Below are 15,779 nucleotides of genomic sequence, written 5' to 3'. Positions count from 1 at the left end.
GACTGGCAAAGCGTTGGGCGACAAGGATATCTGCCCAACCGAACCAGACCTCTTTCATACGTGCCAGGCAGATCGCCCAGCCTCCTGACAGTACCGCACCGATCCCACCAACACCGAACATCAGCCCCACGGCTCTCGGGCGATCAGTCCAGCTGCCAGCAGGAGCGGCGGGCAGGTTTGCGCGGCGGTCGAGGATTGCTCGGCGCCATGGGTGTCTCTTCACGGGAGAAGCGAATCAGCAACCACTCGTCGCCCAACTCGCTCATTTCCGATAAACAATTGAAAGCGTAGATAAAAATTCAAAATAAATGCTTGACGCATTCCCGTTCTACGCGAATAATGCGCGCCACTTGGCTACATAGCTCAGTTGGTTAGAGCATAGCATTCATAATGCTGGGGTCCGGGGTTCAAGTCCCTGTGTAGCCACCAAGTACCGATCCATAGATGTCTACAGCAGTCTATGAATCACCTCAAGAAGCCCGCCTCGTGCGGGCTTTCTTGTATGTGGCCGTTTATCCCTGTCTATCCCTCCCCACCCCGCACCATCGCTGCCCACTGGCATGCCGGACATCTATACCTGTCCTTTTTAACCAAACGGTTGTCCATTCGAGCCAAGCACACTTCATCTCCCCTAGATAATGTTCACTCCACGCCGTGTCCCTAAAAACACAAATGACGAGGTGTCTCATGCATCTACGAGAACAGCAGCGACTATCCGATTCATCCTGGTTTTTACAGAGATGGGACATGGCACCCGAAGAGTTTGCCACTTACCTGCTGCAACTCGGGACCTTGGTGCTGCAACGCCGATGGAATGGGACCAATCGTAAAACACCAACGTCCACGGCGATCTAGAACAGCGAACCGTCCGGTCAAGGCAGAAATAGAGGAACCCCAGTCACGGACCATATCTACCCCCATGGCCGCAGGACCAGTTCCGATGTCAGCATTTTGCGTCTGCTGCAAGCACGGTTTTCCTAAGCCGTTGTCCGTCTAGACCAAACGATTGTCCTTGCCAGCAAAGCGTGCGCTCGACAGCAGCTCTAATTTGGATTCGTCGCAAGTTCTCGCACCCTTTATCAACCATGCGGAACGCAACATTGAGCGAATGAGATCGTCCCCAGCCGAAACGGAGAAACCGCATCATGACCGACCAGCAACCATCCGTGGAACAACAGCCCTCCCTCTATGCGCGTCTTGGGGGCTACGACGTCATTTATCAGTTCGCAGGGGCAGTTTTGAGGAAGACCATGGGACATCCCGCTATCGGCCATATCTGGGCCCACATGTCCGAATCAACATTCCAGAAGGAACACATCAACTTTGTCGATTTCCTTTCTGAACATTGGGGTGGCAGCGCCAAATACCGAGGTAGGGACATGGTCACCGCGCATCGCGGAATGGGTCTTACCGAGGTGCACTGGCAAGCCGTGCTCGATTGCCTTGAGGAATGCTACAACGACTACGATCTGGCACCGGATCTGCGCAAAGAGGTCAATGACTTTCTGATCAAGTTTAAACCCGCCGTGATTGGTAGCCCCTCCTACCGCGACGTAGTACTCGCACACCCCGAAATGGACCCCGCCAAAGGAATGAAAAGCGTTGGGGTAATTTGGCCGAACCGAGGGAAGTAACCTGTGAAAAAGCTGGCGCCGGATATTGGTATTGCTGCATTCGTCGAGTAATGCAGGGAGCGATTTCACCAACTTCAGAGGGGGCAAAGACATGAGTCATACGCACGAACATCATCACGATCACGACCACACTGAGCCACCGGAGGCCATAGCGCTACTCGTCAAAGCGCTCGAGTCCCTGCTGACGGAAAAGGGCCTGGTCGATCCCGTAGCCATGGATGCTTTGGTGGACACCTACCAACACAAGGTCGGCCCGAGAAACGGCGCCCAGGTCATAGCGAAAGCCTGGTTCGACCCTCTGTACAAACACAGGCTGCTGGAAGATGGCACCGCAGCCATCGCCGAGTTGGGCTTTTCTGGTGTTCAGGGTGAAGACATGGTGGTCGTGGAGAACAGCCAGACCGTGCACAACGTGACGGTATGCACACTGTGCTCCTGCTACCCATGGCCGACCCTGGGCCTGCCACCGGTCTGGTACAAGTCCGCACCTTATCGCTCGAGGATAGTCATTGACCCGCGCGGCGTGCTGGCGGAGTTCGGTCTGACGATTCCTGATGACAAGGAAGTTCGCGTCTGGGACAGCAGCGCTGAGCTGCGCTATCTGGTATTGCCGGAACGTCCGGCGGGTACTGATGGCTGGAACGAGGAACAACTGGTCGAACTCGTGACTCGCGACGCCATGATCGGCACCGGACTGCCTAAGAATCCGGATCAAGTAGCCTGAACCTGAAAAGGAGAAAACCCATGAATGGTATACACGACCTGGGCGGCATGCATGGTTTCGGCCCAGTGCTCACGGAAGAGCACGAACCCATCTTCCATCATGATTGGGAGCGCAGGGTTTTTCCGCTCTTCGCCTCGCTCTTCGTCGGCGGGTACTTCAACGTGGACGAATTCCGCCACGCCATCGAACGCATGAAGCCGGCCGAATACCTGCAGTCGAGCTACTACGAGCACTGGCTGTACGCCTTCGAGACCCTGCTGACAGAAAAGGGCGTCATCAGCGCCGCCGAACTGCAGGGTACGGCCAAACCTACCCCACCGACACAGCCCGTCACGGTGTTAACACCGGACATCGTCGACGCCGTAGTGCTCGGCGGCGCCTCGTCGCGGGCAAAAGAAGATGTCCCCGGCCAATTCCGAGTCGGTGACCGGGTGCGAACGAAGTGCCTCAACCCAACCAATCACACCCGGCTGCCACGCTACGCGCGCGGTAAGGTCGGCACAATCGTGATTGCACATGGCGCGTTCGCTACCCCGGACACGATGGCCCATGGTTTGGGCGAACAGCCGCAGCAGGTCTATGCCGTACGCTTCAGTGCCGAAGAATTGTGGGGAGTACGGCGACCGGACAGTGTGTGCATCGACCTATGGGACAACTACCTGGAGGCCGTATGAACACGAGCATGCGCCACGACTACAAGGCCGTCGGCCTCCCTCTCGACGATGAAGGCCCGGTGTTCGACAAGCCTTGGCAGGCTCAGGCTTTTTCCCTGCTGGTGCACTTGCACCAAGCCGGCGTGTTCCCCTGGAAGGACTGGGTGCAGGTATTCAGCGAAGAGATCAAGGCCGCCCCGGCGCAACCCGGAGAAGGCGTCAATGACGCCTATTACCGGCAATGGATCACGGCCATGGAAAGAATGGTCACCACCCTTGGCCTGACCGGGATGGAGGACATCGTCCAGCGGGGCGAGGAATGGAGGCAGGCCTACCTGAATACTCCCCATGGACAACCGGTGGTTTTGCTCAATGCAAGTTGTCCACCGGCCCACGGGCACACCGGTGAGCATCTGCCGCATCGCGAGCCCGTGGCGATCAGCCGAGCCTCTAACTGAGGGCGGAGCAGTTTTTTGTTGTCCTTTTTTACCTAGCAAGCCGCAGAGGCGGCCAAGGAGTCATCGTCATGCATATCGAACCTGGCCTCGTGGAAGCCGGAAAACTCTGGCTGAGCTATGTTACCGCCGCAAGCGTCGGCACCTACACCGTCAAACTCGTTGCGGACGCCATTGGCGAACGAGGTGCCGTCTCGCTGGTAGTTCGCGCCGCCGCCGCCACGGCGCTGGTGTTTGGCTTCTTTGAACTGCTACCGCATCATCCGGTTGGCGTCTCGGAGGTGCATCTCATACTCGGCTCGACGCTGTTCCTGTTGTTCGGTGCAGCACCTGCAGCAGTAGGTCTCGCTTTGGGGCTGTTAATCCAGGGTCTGTTCTTCGCCCCATTCGACCTGCCGCAGTACGGCATGAACGTCACCACCCTTTTGGTACCGCTGTTGGCAGTTGCTGCCCTGGCGCGGCGTATCATCGCGCCAAACACGCCCTATGTTGATCTGGGCTATCGCCAGGCACTGGGCCTGTCGACGGCCTTCCAGTCAGGCATCGTCGCCTGGGTTGCCTTCTGGGCCTTCTACGGGAAGGGCTTCACGGCAGAGAACGCACTGTCAGTCCTGACCTTCGGCAGTGCCTACATGACCGTCGTCATCCTCGAACCGCTGTTGGACCTGGCCGTGCTGGCCGGTGCCAAGGCAACGCATCGCCTGCGTAACAGCAGGCTGGTCGAGCGCCGTCTGTACCAGACCGCCTGAGTCGACAGACGCCAGTCCAAGCCAGACTGTCCCTGGGCATTCGAAGACCGCAATGCTCGGGGCATCAAGAGCGAGAACGACCTCAACACCTCGTGAGCAAAACTGGAGGTAGTTGATGCGTTTCAGAAATAGCCCCCGCAAGTCAGTCCGGGGAGTACCGCTGGCTCCATATTCATGGCGAAAGGCGCCGTGATGAACGGGGACTACCAACAGATGACCGCAGGTCACCCTGCGCCGCGTCGCATCCCCGCACCTCGCACCTTGATCGCCTTTGTAGTTCCTGAACCTTGTCTTCACCTGATCAGAAGATCCTGGACCGATCCACAACTGTTCGTTCCTGGTTTGGCTTCACCTTCGACGCTGGCTGCGAGTCCGCGTGGGGAGATCCCGAACCGTTGCTTGAACAACCGGGAGAAATGCGAGGCATCGTTAAATCCCCAGCGCAGCGCTACGGCGAGCACGCCAGGATGGCCGGAACTGCAGAGATCGCGCGCGCTGTGCCGCAAGCGCAGCTCCCGGATCAGGCCACTGACGCAGCGCGCTGTCGCCTGGCGCGGTGCCGCGAGCCTGGACACCAGTTGCTCCCTGGGTATAGGGAATGACAGCACGCGCCAATCTTCCCTGAAATCGAGAAAGTAGGGACGCGTGGAGTCCACGACGGAGAAGTCACCGGGCATCACCAGTGTCTCCTGCCCATCCTGACGGACCACGCATGACCCTTCCAACTGGAAGTTCGCGAAGCAGAACTCGACCGGGTTGCGGCGGATTTCATCCCAACGTCGTTGGACGAACTGCGCACGGGAAAACACGCGGGTCTGCGCGCTCATGGAAAGGGGCCGGGAGCTCACCTCGCCCGTGAAGTCCGATCCTGCAGGCTCTTGCTTGAGGATGGGATTGAGCGAGACGAAGGCTTCGCAGAGGACCTCACGCCAGTAGCTGAATCTTTCGCGCTGCACGCACGCTTCGGTAGTCCAGATTTGCATCCTGCGGTCACCCCTCAGTGGCGCAAAAGACAATCATCGCGAGCGCAAGCCAGCGACTGATTTCTGAGCCAATGTCACGGTAGGGCGGGCCGCTCAGACGTGTCATGTGTGCCTCCTGTTGCACAGATCGTCAATTGGGCTTGCACGCTCCAGCGAGACCGAGGCAGTCCGGCTGCCTACGATGAGTTGTCCGTTACCTAACCCACCGCAAGAAAGGTCGCTTCCCATGGCTATCGATTTCCAGCTCACCGAATCACAGAAGGCTTTACAGGCAAGCGCGCGAACCTTCGCCACCGAAGTCCTCAGCAAGGTCGCCCCCACCATCGCCCCAATCGCGCGACCGGAAGACCGGTTCTACGCCACGCGGCCGTTCTACGATGCCATGGTCGACGCCGGCTTCATCAAGGCGTTGCTGCCCGCCTCGTTCGGCGGCAGCGCCCTGACCACGCTGGATTTTGCCTTGGCTGCCGAAGAACTCGCCGCCGCCGACGTCAACTTGCCTTCGGCCTTGCTGGGCACCGGCCTGGGTTTGCACGCGGTGCTGCACCACGGCACCGAGGAGCAGAAGCGCCGCTTCCTGCCGGACTTCGTCGAAGATGGCTCGCGCCTGGCCGCCCTGGCCTTCACTGAGGTCACCGGCGGCGCTAACTACGACAGCTCCGACCCCTCCGCCGGTGTGCAGACATTCGCCCGCCTCGAAGGCGACGAATGGGTCATCAACGGCGCAAAGCACTACACCACCAACAGCACCGGTTGGGACGGCAAGGGCGCGCACCTGTACAGCGTCATATGCCGCACCGATGCGGCCCTGCCGCCGCAGCAATCGCTGGCGGTCATCATGGTGCCCGGCAGCGCCCAGGGCATCGAGATCGCGGGCTTTCTCGATACCGTCGGCCATCGCGCGACGATCTCGCCGCGCATCCATTTCAACAATGTGCGCGTGCCGGCGGCCAATATTGTGGGCAAGCCGGGCGATGGCATTGCCATGGTGGAAGATGCCTTCTCCTGGACTGCGGCGCTCATCGGCGCGGCCTGCGTAGGTGTGATGCGCGCGGCCTTCGACGTCGCCTTGAAGTTTGCCCGCACCGACAAGCGCTCCGGCACGGTGCCTGTGATTGAGCACCAGAACGTTGGCTTCATGCTGGCCGATATCAAGATGCGCATCGAGGCCGCGCGCTACCTGACCTGGAAAGCCTGTCACCAGCTCGATATCACCCAGGGACGCAGCCGCGAACTGGCCATCATCACCAAGGTTCACTGTTCGGAACTGTGCGTTCAGGCTGTCTACGATGCCATGCGCGTTGTCGGTGTCGATGCCTATACCGACCTCTACCCGTTGGCCGGCCTGATGCAGGACGCGCTGTGTTTTCCCCTGTACGACGGCGGCAACGTGGGGGTCCGCCGCCGGCAACTCCATGCGCTGCTGCGCTCGCCGGCCTACGACGCCATGGCCGGCGCAGAGGCACGCAATTGAAACGGCCCCCAGGCCACGAGGCGTAAGCGCCGAGCAACTGTCCTTCCCAGCACAACGAATGACCGCCCCAACAAAGCGACTTGGGGCACGTCCCCCCTATCTTTGTCATGCGCACTGCCGCGTTGTCCTGTGTCGCCGCACTTCGCCGACCGATCAATGACAGATGACTACTCGAGAGAGGACTTCCGTAATGACCCAAGCATTCTCCAGCGTCGCCCGCAGGACCGGCCACGTGTCAAAGGCCGGTACCCACTCGCCCCTGAGCTGCATGAACAAGGTATTGGCCTTGGCCTGTCTACCGATGGTCACGATGGTGCCGATGACCGCGCGCGCCATCGATGTGGACATCGGTGATTTCGTCCCGGCGCCGGAGGGTACGACGGCGGGGTTGCTGTACCTGCAGCATGCCGAGCGCAACAAACTCTATGCCCAGGGACGGCAGACGGCGCGGGATCCTCGGCTGGTCTCGGATGTCGGTATCGGGAGGCTGGTGCACTACACCACGATTGGCGGGCTGACGGTAGGCCCCCAGATCCTGGTACCGTTTGGCCGGCTGGATGCCGGGCGCGACACGAGTGCACTGGGCAAGACCAGCGGGGTAGGTGACATTATCCTGGCCGCACCAATCTGGTTGATCAACGACTCAGCGTCTCGCACCTATCTAGCCATAGCGCCCTATCTGTACCTTCCAACGGGTAGCTATAGCCACGACCGCCCGCTCAATCTGGGTGAGAACCGCTGGAAATTTGATTTACAGGTAGGTTTCGTCAAAGGGCTGACCGACAATTGGTATGTCGATTTGACCGGCGACGTCATGTTCCACGGCAAGAACGACAACTACGGCGCTGCCGGCGACACGCTCAAACAGAAACAGCTCTACCAGGGGCAGGGATATTTGCGTTACCAGTTCACGCCCGGAGCCAACGCTTTCGTCGGCCTGTCGCAGACCTGGGGCGGTGAGACCCGAGTCAATGGCGTTGACAGCGACGACGAGGCTCGGCAACGAAAAATCAGCGTGGGTGGCAGTTACTTCATCCGCCCGAAGACGCAGGTGCTGGTGGCGCTCGGGCGCGACCTTGAGGTGGAAAATGGCTTCAAGGAAAGCGCCCGCATCAACGTTCGACTGTTGCAGGTGTTCTGAGCAAAAATCTCATTCAGGGCTACTCGATAACGCCTGGCGTTGAAACATATCCGGGCATGGGGCGACCAGGCGTAATCGAACAGCATTTGCCCTCAATTGACGCGTAACCCGCTACTGATAACGGCTTACCGAAAGGTAGAGCGTTTTTTATGCCTTGAAAAAAGTGCCTGGGGCATACTCGCAGCCCCCTCCTGGATACAGAACTGAGCCAATAGGATGTCCCTTCATGAGCCTTGATGTGTTCGCAATCATCATGCTGGGCGCGGCGTTGCACGCGACTTGGAATGCCGTGGTCAAGGGCGGTGACAACAAGCTGCTGACCACCTGCATGATCGCGTCCATTGCATCGCTGATCGCATCGACGGTCATTCCGTTTCTAGAGCTGCCGGCCAAGGAAAGTTGGCCCTTCATCGGCGCGTCGGTGATTTTGCAGGTGGTGTATTTCGTGCTGGTCGCCTCGACTTACCGCATTGCCGACATGAGCCAGACCTACCCGATCATGCGCGGTACCGCGCCGTTGCTGGTGGCGACAGCGAGCGTGGGACTGTTGTCCGAATCCTTGTCCTCATTTGCCTGGCTCGGCATTGCCATCATCTGCATCGGCATTTTGAGCATGGCTGCCGCCCCCAGCATCGGTCAGCGAAAAGGGATGCTCCTGGCGCTGGTCAACGCGGCGGTCATCGCCGGCTACACCCTTATCGACGGTGTGGGTGTGCGCAAATCCGGCGCCCCGGCGGCCTATACGCTGTGGATATTCCTGCTCACCGGCATCGCGCTTGCCGTATGGGCATTTGCCGTCAGGCGGCGCGAATTCTGCCGCTATCTGGCGCGCCACTGGCGCCCAGGTGTTATCGGTGGCTTCGGCACCGTCGTGTCCTACGGCCTGGCGCTTTGGGCAATGACGGCGGCACCGATCGCCACGGTTTCGGCGCTCAGGGAGACGTCGATCCTGTTTGGCGTGGTGATCTCGGCACTGGTGCTCAAAGAGCAACTGACCCGCCGCCGCATCATGGCTGCGTGCATCATTGCCAGTGGAGCTATGGTGTTGCGGCTGGGCTGACGCGCCGGTCGAACCCATGACACGCCCGGCAGGACTGCTCTCCAAACAAATCACCCGCCGCCCTATCAAATGAGACCGCTTCTCATTAATATGCCTGCTATTCGCGCAACGCCGCATCAGGGTATCGGGGCCATGGAGACAGGGACGCCAGGGGATCAGGAAAAACTCAGCGCCGTTTTTATCGGGCAGCGCAGTGCGTTAATCCGTATGCTGTCGCGCGTCGTCGGCTGTTCGAGCCAGGCGGAGGACCTGGCCCAGGAAACCTACCTGAAGGTGGCGAAAGCGCTGTACGCTCGCCCTATCGAACACTTGAAGCCGTTTCTTTATCAAACTGCGCAGTACCTGGCTTTTGATCATCTGCGCAGTGTGCGCAGTAAAAGGCGCTATGAGTGCCATCTGGCCGAAAGCCTGGTTGTCGAGGTGCCCACCACGGCACCCGGTCCGGAGAGCCAGGCCCAGGGCCAACAACAACTGCTGCAGTTTCAACAGGTGCTCGCTACCTTGCCCAAACGCCAGCAACAAATCCTGGTATTGCATCGATTGCATGACCTGTCCCAAAGCGAAATCGCCCAACGCCTGCAGGTGTCGTTGAGCACGGTGGAAAAAGATCTGCGCCAAGCCCTCACTGCCTGCGTCAAGCAAACGACCGACCATGATTGATCGCGCCGACACCCCCGATGCCATACGTAAGCAGGCGACCGACTGGTTCACCCTGCGCGATGAGACGGTGCGCAACCCCATCACCCGCCAGCGCTTTGAGCAGTGGCGTGATGCGGATCCCCGGCACGCCACGGCGTATGCGGAACTGGCCGCGATGTGGGAAAGCCGCGCCTTCGAGCAAGCCTTGAAAAACCTCGCCAGCGACCTGGAATTGCCCCCTGCCCCGCAAGCCGCCACGCACCGCAAGACACGCTTCATGGCTGCCGCCGCTGCCGTGTTGATCACGCTGGGCATCGGCTGGATGACCGATGTGCCGATGCGCCTGCAGGCTGACCACATGACCGACGTTGCGCAGTTGGAACGCTTTGACCTGGAGGACGGCTCGCACATCGTGCTGGGCAGCCGCAGCGCAATCAGCATCGCTTTCGACGGCGCTCATCGCCGCATCAAGCTGCTGCGTGGCGAGCTCTACGTCGAAGCCGCACACGACTCAGAGCGCCCTCTTAGCATCGAAACCGCCGAGGCCAGCGTGACCGTAGTCGGCACGCAATTCAGCGTCAGCCAGCGCGACGGGGGCGTCACCGTCGCCGTGCGACAAGGCCAGGTGCGCTTCGCCAACCGCAAGGGCGAACAGAGCCTGTTGCAGGCGGGCAACTGGCAACAGTTGCTGGGTGGGCATCTGCAACCGCTTTCCCTGGAAGGTGGCGAACAGCAGATGGCCTGGATCAACGGACGGCTGTCGTTCCAGAACGCGCCGCTGGCACAGGTGTTGTCAGAGATCCGTCGCTATTACCCCTCACCGATCCTGCTATTGAACGATACCGCTGCCGGTGAGCGGGTCAGCGGCAATTACCAATTGGATGACCCCCAGGCGATCGTGCAGGCGTTGAGTAGAGTCACTTCCACCCACATCCAGCGCCTGCCGGGTGGCATCCTGATTATTCGCTGATACAGAGCCCCTGACACCGTCGCAAAAAGTTTTACGGCTTTCGAAGCTTCAACCCGTCAAGAACTTTGCCTTTGCAAATCATTCCTATTTCTAACGGGGCTCACATGTACTTTCCAGCACTCAATCCGACCCACGCCCGTAGCATCCTTGCGCTTGCTGTCTGCCTGGCGTGCAACACTGCGGTTGCCGTGGAACCGGCGGGCAAGCCGGCCATTCGTGAAGCAGCAGATACCCGCAGCTTTGCCATAGCGCGTCAGTCGCTGGTCAATGCCCTGGATCAATTGAGTGTGCAGAGTGGGCTGCAAATTGCCTATGCGGCGGACTTGGCCCAAGGCGTCGAGTCGCCTGGCGTCAGCGGCCGCATGACCGCCCTGGAGGCGCTGGCCCAGTTACTCAAAGGCACGCCCCTGAGCTTCGAGCTCAATGGTCCCAACGCGGTCATACTGACCCGCACCGCACAACCCGGCGCGGCCCTGCAACTGGGCACCACCACCGTGATCAGCAACCAACTGGGCACCGTCACCGAAGGCACCGGCTCCTACACCCCGGGCACCATCGCCACGGCCACGCGCCTGGTGCTGACCCCGCGTGAAACGCCGCAGTCCATCAGTGTCGTTACCCGCCAGCACATGGATGACTTCGCCCTTGACAGTGTCGACGACGTGATGCGCCATACCCCTGGCATTACCGTGTCGGCCTACGACACCGACCGTAGCAATTACTACTCGCGCGGTTTTTCGATCAACAATTTCCAGTACGACGGTATTCCCTCAGCCGTACGCAACGTGGCCTATTCGGCGGGCAACACCCTGAGCGACATGGCGATCTATGACCGGGTCGAAGTGCTCAAGGGTGCCTCCGGCCTGCTCAGCGGCGCCGGTTCCCTGGGCGGCACCATCAACCTGGTGCGCAAGAAGCCTACGGCGGAATTTCTCGGCCACATCACCACGGCGGCGGGCACCTGGGATCACTACCGCACGGAAGTGGACGTCAGCGGCCCGCTGACCGAAACCGGCAATGTGCGTGGGCGTGCGGTGGCGGCCTATCAGGACAACAAGTCGTGGATCGACCGCTACTCGAACAAAAGCTCGGTGTTCTACGGCATTCTCGAGTTCGACCTGTCACCCGACACCTTGCTCACCGTGGGCGCCGATTATCAGGACAGCAAACCCAAAGGCTCCACTTGGTCCGGCAGCTTCCCGCTGTTCAACTATGCCGGCGAGTTGAACAATGCCAAGCGCTCCTTCAGCAATGCCACTGATTGGAGCAGTTGGCAGCAATACACCCGCACGGTGTTCGCGAACCTGGAGCACGACCTCGGCGACGGCTGGGTGACCAAACTGCAACTGGACCACAAGCTCAACGGCTACGACGCCCAGATGGGTGCGATCCAGTTCTACCAGCCGGCGGCGGACGGCACTGCCAATATCAACGCCCAGCGCTACAAGGGCGAAACCACCAGCGACTCGGCCGACCTGTATATCAGCGGCCCGTTCAATTTCCTCGGGCGTGAACATGACCTGGTGGTCGGTGGATCCATCAGCACCGCCCACTGGAAGGGCAAGGGCTATTGGGACGAAACCTTCCCCACCGCCAACCTGGTCGACTACGTCAACTGGCATGGCAACCTGGCCAAGCCCGACTGGGGCGTGGCCTCCCAAGTCACCGACGACACCATTCGCCAGACCGGCATGTACCTCACCACCCGCTGGAACCTCAGCAACGACCTGAAACTGTTGCTCGGCGGGCGCGTGGTCGACTACACCCTGACCGGCAGCACCGATACCTACCGTGAAACCGGACGCTTCATTCCCTATGCCGGGGCCATCTATGACCTCACGGACAACCTGTCGGCCTATGTCAGCTACACCGATGTCTTCATGCCCCAGGAAAGCTACAACCTCGACCGTAACCGCAAGTTGATTGACCCGGACGAAGGCGAGAACTATGAAGTGGGCCTCAAGGGTGAGTTCCTCGACGGTCGCCTGAACGCCAGCTTGGCGTACTTCGAGGTGAAGGAAAGCAACCGCTCGCTGCCCGACGATGCGTACAACAACCAGACCCCGACACCGCCCAACTTTGCCTTCAAGGGCACCGACGCGACGACCAAGGGCTACGAACTGGAGCTGTCCGGCGAAATCGCTCCAGGCTGGCAGTTGCAGGGCGGCTACACCCACAAGGTGGTACGCGACGACGCCGGCAAAAAAATCTCGACCTTCGAGCCCGAGGATCAAGTGAGCATGTTCACGATCTACAAGCTCAAGGGCGAGCTGGACAAAGTCAGCGTCGGCGGTGGCCTGCGCTGGCAGAATACGGTGTGGCAGGACATCTACAACAGCCCCAAAAACACCACCGAGAAATTTTCCCAGGAGTCCTACTGGGTGGTGGACTTGATGACGCGCTACCAATTCACGAAAAACCTGTCGACCACGCTGAACCTCAATAACGTGTTCGATAAGCCGTATTACACCAACGTAGGCTTCTACAACTCCGCCATCTACGGCGCACCGCGTCACTTCATGCTGACCACGCGCTGGGACTTCTGATTGCCTGAGCCACACGGCCTATCCCGGGGTAGGCCGCTTTTGACGCCCTCCCTTACCACTGTTAGTGTCCAGCCTCCCCCCACGCACGGAGTGCTTCACGGTGAAACTGGACATCTACCAAGTCGACGCCTTCAGCCAACATGCCTTCGGCGGCAACCCTGCCGCGGTGTGCCCGCTTACCGAGTGGCTGCCCGATGAGCAACTGCAGCATATCGCTGCCGAAAACAACCTATCCGAAACCGCCTACTTCGTGCCCCGCGATGGGTTCTACGAGTTGCGCTGGTTTACCCCGCAAGTCGAAGTCGACCTGTGCGGCCATGCCACGCTGGCGACGGCGTGGGTGTTGATTCACGCGCTGGCGGATGCACCCCAGGTGCTGCGCTTTGCCACCCGCAGCGGCGAGCTACGGGTGACGCGCAATGGCGATGAACTGGCGATGGATTTCCCCGCCCGGCAACCACAGCGTTGCGAACCGCCCGCTGGAATGTTGAGTGCCCTGGGGATCGAGAGCGCCGACGTGTTCGGCACCGATGACTACATCGTGCTGGTGGACGACGAAGCCCAGGTCGCCGCGCTGACGCCTGACTTTGCGCGGCTCAAGGGCCTGCCCAAGCGCGGGATTGCAGTCACCGCCAAGAGCACCCGGTTTGATTTCATTTCGCGCTGGTTCGGGCCGAATGTGGGGATCGATGAAGACCCGGTCACCGGCTCGGCACACACCTCGCTGGCACCGTTCTGGGCCGAGCGCCTGGGCAAATCGCACTTGACGGCCGAGCAAGGGGGCCAGCGCAAGGGCCAATTGCACTGCGAGCTGCAGGGCGACCGCGTGATTATTTCCGGCAAGGCAGTGTTGTACATGCAAGGCACGATTTACCTGTAAACCGCAGCGCCCCATGGACAACAGATCATTCGCACAATGAACGGAGTTCAGCACGTGTTTTCGATTTCCCGCCGCCAACTGTCGCTCATGGCGGCAGCCCTTGCCCTGGCTGCCTGCCACACCCCGGTCAACGAACAGCCACCGGCACCGGAGTTGGGCTCGGGCTATCGCACCGACCTCAGCACCCGCCATGCCGAGCGCCATATGGCCGCCGCTGCCAACCCGCTGGCGGCCGAGGCCGGACGCGAGATGTTGCGCCAGGGCGGGTCGGCCATTGACGCTGCCATTGCGATGCAGGCGGTGTTGACCCTGGTGGAACCACAATCCTCCGGCATTGGCGGCGGTGCGTTCATCATGCTGTGGGATGGGAAAAACGTGCACGCCTATGACGGGCGGGAAACGGCCCCGGCCGGGGCGACCGAGCGGTTGTTCCTGAACGCCGACGGCACGCCGATGGCCTTCACCGACGCGCAGATCGGCGGGCGTTCGGTGGGCACGCCAGGGGTGCTGCGGGCCCTGGAAATGGCCCATAGGAAGACCGGCCGCCTGCAATGGGCCCAGCTGTTCGAGCCGGCGATTCGCTTATCGGAGCAGGGCTTCGCGATTTCACCGCGCTTGCACAGCCTGATCGCCGCTGACCGCTTTATCCCGCAATCGCCGGAGATGGCGGCCTACTTCCTGAATGCCGATGGCACGCCTAAAGCCACCGGTACACGACTGAAAAACCCGGCGCTGGCCGCTGTGTTCAAGCGCATCGCCAAGGAAGGACCGGACGCCTTGTACCACGGGCCGATTGCCGATGAGATTGCGCGCAAGGTGCAGGGCAACCGTAATGCGGGCAGCCTGACTCAAGCCGACCTCAAGGGCTACGTCGCCAAGGAACGCGTGCCGCTGTGCACCGATTACAAGCGCTGGAAAGTCTGCGGCATGCCGCCGCCGTCCTCAGGCGGGATTGCGGTGGCGCAGATGCTCGGCACATTGCAGGCCCTGGAAGCCCGCGACCCGCACCTGGCCATCGCGCCGATGACACCGATAAAAAGCGCCTCGCCTGCCGGGCTTGAGCCCACGCCCGAGGCCGTGCACCTGATCGCCGAAGCCGGTCGCCTGGCCTTTGCCGACCGCGCGCTGTACGTGGCCGATGCGGACTTCACACCGGTGCCGGTGGCCGGCCTCGTGGCTCCGAATTACCTCGCACAGCGTGCCACGCTGATCGGCGAGCGCAGCATGGGCATCGCCAAGCCGGGCCGACCGGCGGGTATTCAAGTCGCCTACGCACCAGACCGTTCGCCACTGCGCATCTCCACGTCACAAGTCGTCGCCGTCGATGACCTGGGCGGCGCCGTGTCGATGACCACCACGGTGGAAGCCGCGTTTGGCTCCCATGTAATGGTCCAAGGCTTTTTGCTCAATAACCAGATGACCGACTTCTCCTTCATCCCCGAAGAAAACGGCCAGCCGGTCGCCAACCGCGTGCAACCCGGCAAACGCCCGCGCTCGGCCATGGCGCCGACCCTGGTGTTCGACCGCGAGAGCGGTGAGTTGCTGGCCACGCTCGGTTCGCCGGGCGGCTCGCAAATCATCGAGTACGTGAGCAAATCCCTGGTGGCGATGCTCGACTGGAACCTCGACCCGCAAACCGCCATCGGCCTGCCCAATTTCGGCAGCCGCAATGGGGCTACCGAGCTGGAGGCGGGCTTGTTCAGCCCAGGCCTGAAGCAGGTGTTGAAGGACAAGGGCCATGAGCTGAGCGAGATCGACATGACCAGCGGCATCCAGGCCATCGTGCTCAAGCGGGACGCCCAGGGTAAGGTGTCGCTCAGCGGCGGCGCCGACCCTCGGCGCGAAGGCGAAGCGCTCGGCGACTGACTTTA

At 60.8% G+C, this 15,779-nt stretch carries 15 protein-coding genes and 1 tRNA gene; 14 read left to right on the top strand and 2 right to left on the bottom strand.

The genetic code is table 11. The features are described from left to right. Positions 1-143: 143 nt before the first annotated feature. The gene (locus BLW22_RS35570) at positions 144-266 is read right to left on the bottom strand and encodes a hypothetical protein (RefSeq protein WP_268876142.1); all 123 of its coding nucleotides are present in this window, start codon (positions 264-266) and stop codon (positions 144-146) included. A gap of 86 nt (positions 267-352) precedes the next feature. Between BLW22_RS35570 and BLW22_RS00235 the strand changes: the two genes are divergently transcribed. The 6 genes from BLW22_RS00235 (at position 353) to BLW22_RS00210 (ending at position 4,215) form a co-directional block, all read left to right on the top strand. After that, positions 353-429 (top strand) — tRNA-Met (locus BLW22_RS00235). A 716-nt stretch (positions 430-1,145) separates the two neighbouring features. Next, on the top strand, positions 1,146-1,634 hold the full coding sequence (locus BLW22_RS00230; RefSeq protein ID WP_074843634.1) for a group I truncated hemoglobin: 489 nt from the start codon (positions 1,146-1,148) through the stop codon (positions 1,632-1,634). Positions 1,635-1,725: 91 nt separating this feature from the next. Next, positions 1,726-2,358, top strand: coding sequence for a nitrile hydratase subunit alpha (gene nthA / locus BLW22_RS00225; RefSeq protein WP_074843632.1), 633 nt, complete (start codon positions 1,726-1,728; stop codon positions 2,356-2,358). Between the two features lie 20 nt (positions 2,359-2,378). Beyond that, on the top strand, positions 2,379-3,032 hold the full coding sequence (gene nthB / locus BLW22_RS00220; protein ID WP_074843630.1) for a nitrile hydratase subunit beta: 654 nt from the start codon (positions 2,379-2,381) through the stop codon (positions 3,030-3,032). Continuing rightward, on the top strand, positions 3,029-3,469 hold the full coding sequence (locus tag BLW22_RS00215; RefSeq protein WP_065924013.1) for a nitrile hydratase accessory protein: 441 nt from the start codon (positions 3,029-3,031) through the stop codon (positions 3,467-3,469). Before nthB ends, BLW22_RS00215 begins: the two co-directional genes overlap by 4 nt. A 68-nt stretch (positions 3,470-3,537) precedes the next feature. Beyond that, the gene (locus BLW22_RS00210) at positions 3,538-4,215 is read left to right on the top strand and encodes an energy-coupling factor ABC transporter permease (protein WP_065924012.1); all 678 of its coding nucleotides are present in this window, start codon (positions 3,538-3,540) and stop codon (positions 4,213-4,215) included. A 293-nt stretch (positions 4,216-4,508) separates the two neighbouring features. Here the strand turns inward: BLW22_RS00210 and BLW22_RS00205 are convergent, their stop codons facing one another. Further along, complete coding sequence (locus BLW22_RS00205; protein ID WP_074843628.1) at positions 4,509-5,198, bottom strand: AraC-like ligand-binding domain-containing protein; 690 nt, start codon at positions 5,196-5,198, stop codon at positions 4,509-4,511. Between the two features lie 226 nt (positions 5,199-5,424). Here BLW22_RS00205 and BLW22_RS00200 point away from each other — a divergent pair, with 226 nt between their 5' ends. The 8 genes from BLW22_RS00200 (at position 5,425) to ggt (ending at position 15,774) form a co-directional block, all read left to right on the top strand. Continuing rightward, positions 5,425-6,672, top strand: coding sequence for an acyl-CoA dehydrogenase family protein (locus BLW22_RS00200; protein ID WP_074843626.1), 1,248 nt, complete (start codon positions 5,425-5,427; stop codon positions 6,670-6,672). Between the two features lie 190 nt (positions 6,673-6,862). After that, positions 6,863-7,813, top strand: a complete 951-nt coding sequence (locus BLW22_RS00195; RefSeq protein WP_235865543.1) for a transporter — start codon at positions 6,863-6,865, stop codon at positions 7,811-7,813. A gap of 226 nt (positions 7,814-8,039) precedes the next feature. After that, on the top strand, positions 8,040-8,873 hold the full coding sequence (locus tag BLW22_RS00190; protein WP_065924009.1) for an EamA family transporter: 834 nt from the start codon (positions 8,040-8,042) through the stop codon (positions 8,871-8,873). 132 nt (positions 8,874-9,005) lie between these two features. Then, positions 9,006-9,533 (top strand): RNA polymerase sigma factor, encoded by a 528-nt coding sequence (locus BLW22_RS00185; protein WP_065948510.1) that lies wholly within the window; start codon positions 9,006-9,008, stop codon positions 9,531-9,533. Beyond that, entirely contained in the window at positions 9,526-10,482 is a 957-nt protein-coding gene (locus BLW22_RS00180) for a FecR family protein (protein WP_074843624.1), read from the top strand. The genes BLW22_RS00185 and BLW22_RS00180 overlap by 8 nt, the downstream gene beginning before the upstream one ends. Before the next feature lie 104 nt (positions 10,483-10,586). Further along, entirely contained in the window at positions 10,587-13,028 is a 2,442-nt protein-coding gene (locus tag BLW22_RS00175) for a TonB-dependent siderophore receptor (protein ID WP_065924007.1), read from the top strand. 100 nt (positions 13,029-13,128) lie between these two features. After that, entirely contained in the window at positions 13,129-13,908 is a 780-nt protein-coding gene (locus BLW22_RS00170; RefSeq protein WP_065924006.1) for a PhzF family phenazine biosynthesis protein, read from the top strand. Between the two features lie 36 nt (positions 13,909-13,944). Then, the gene (gene ggt / locus BLW22_RS00165; protein ID WP_065948493.1) at positions 13,945-15,774 is read left to right on the top strand and encodes a gamma-glutamyltransferase; all 1,830 of its coding nucleotides are present in this window, start codon (positions 13,945-13,947) and stop codon (positions 15,772-15,774) included. Positions 15,775-15,779: the final 5 nt, after the last annotated feature.

Origin of the sequence: Pseudomonas marginalis (genome assembly GCF_900105325.1) — a bacterium.
Taxonomy (GTDB): domain Bacteria; phylum Pseudomonadota; class Gammaproteobacteria; order Pseudomonadales; family Pseudomonadaceae; genus Aquipseudomonas; species Aquipseudomonas marginalis.
The sequence above is the reverse complement of the archived record's forward strand: the minus strand, read 5'-3'. Positions and strand labels throughout refer to the sequence as shown.

Bases quoted from the DNA above. Each gene is read 5' to 3' on its own strand.
- BLW22_RS35570 (WP_268876142.1), bottom strand. From the start codon at position 266: ATGAGCGAGTTGGGCGACGAGTGGTTGCTGATTCGCTTCTCCCGTGAA.
- BLW22_RS00230 (WP_074843634.1), top strand. From the start codon at position 1,146: ATGACCGACCAGCAACCATCCGTGGAACAACAGCCCTCCCTCTATGCG.
- nthA (WP_074843632.1), top strand. From the start codon at position 1,726: ATGAGTCATACGCACGAACATCATCACGATCACGACCACACTGAGCCA.
- nthB (WP_074843630.1), top strand. From the start codon at position 2,379: ATGAATGGTATACACGACCTGGGCGGCATGCATGGTTTCGGCCCAGTG.
- BLW22_RS00215 (WP_065924013.1), top strand. From the start codon at position 3,029: ATGAACACGAGCATGCGCCACGACTACAAGGCCGTCGGCCTCCCTCTC.
- BLW22_RS00210 (WP_065924012.1), top strand. From the start codon at position 3,538: ATGCATATCGAACCTGGCCTCGTGGAAGCCGGAAAACTCTGGCTGAGC.
- BLW22_RS00205 (WP_074843628.1), bottom strand. From the start codon at position 5,198: ATGCAAATCTGGACTACCGAAGCGTGCGTGCAGCGCGAAAGATTCAGC.
- BLW22_RS00200 (WP_074843626.1), top strand. From the start codon at position 5,425: ATGGCTATCGATTTCCAGCTCACCGAATCACAGAAGGCTTTACAGGCA.
- BLW22_RS00195 (WP_235865543.1), top strand. From the start codon at position 6,863: ATGACCCAAGCATTCTCCAGCGTCGCCCGCAGGACCGGCCACGTGTCA.
- BLW22_RS00190 (WP_065924009.1), top strand. From the start codon at position 8,040: ATGAGCCTTGATGTGTTCGCAATCATCATGCTGGGCGCGGCGTTGCAC.
- BLW22_RS00185 (WP_065948510.1), top strand. From the start codon at position 9,006: ATGGAGACAGGGACGCCAGGGGATCAGGAAAAACTCAGCGCCGTTTTT.
- BLW22_RS00180 (WP_074843624.1), top strand. From the start codon at position 9,526: ATGATTGATCGCGCCGACACCCCCGATGCCATACGTAAGCAGGCGACC.
- BLW22_RS00175 (WP_065924007.1), top strand. From the start codon at position 10,587: ATGTACTTTCCAGCACTCAATCCGACCCACGCCCGTAGCATCCTTGCG.
- ggt (WP_065948493.1), top strand. From the start codon at position 13,945: ATGAACGGAGTTCAGCACGTGTTTTCGATTTCCCGCCGCCAACTGTCG.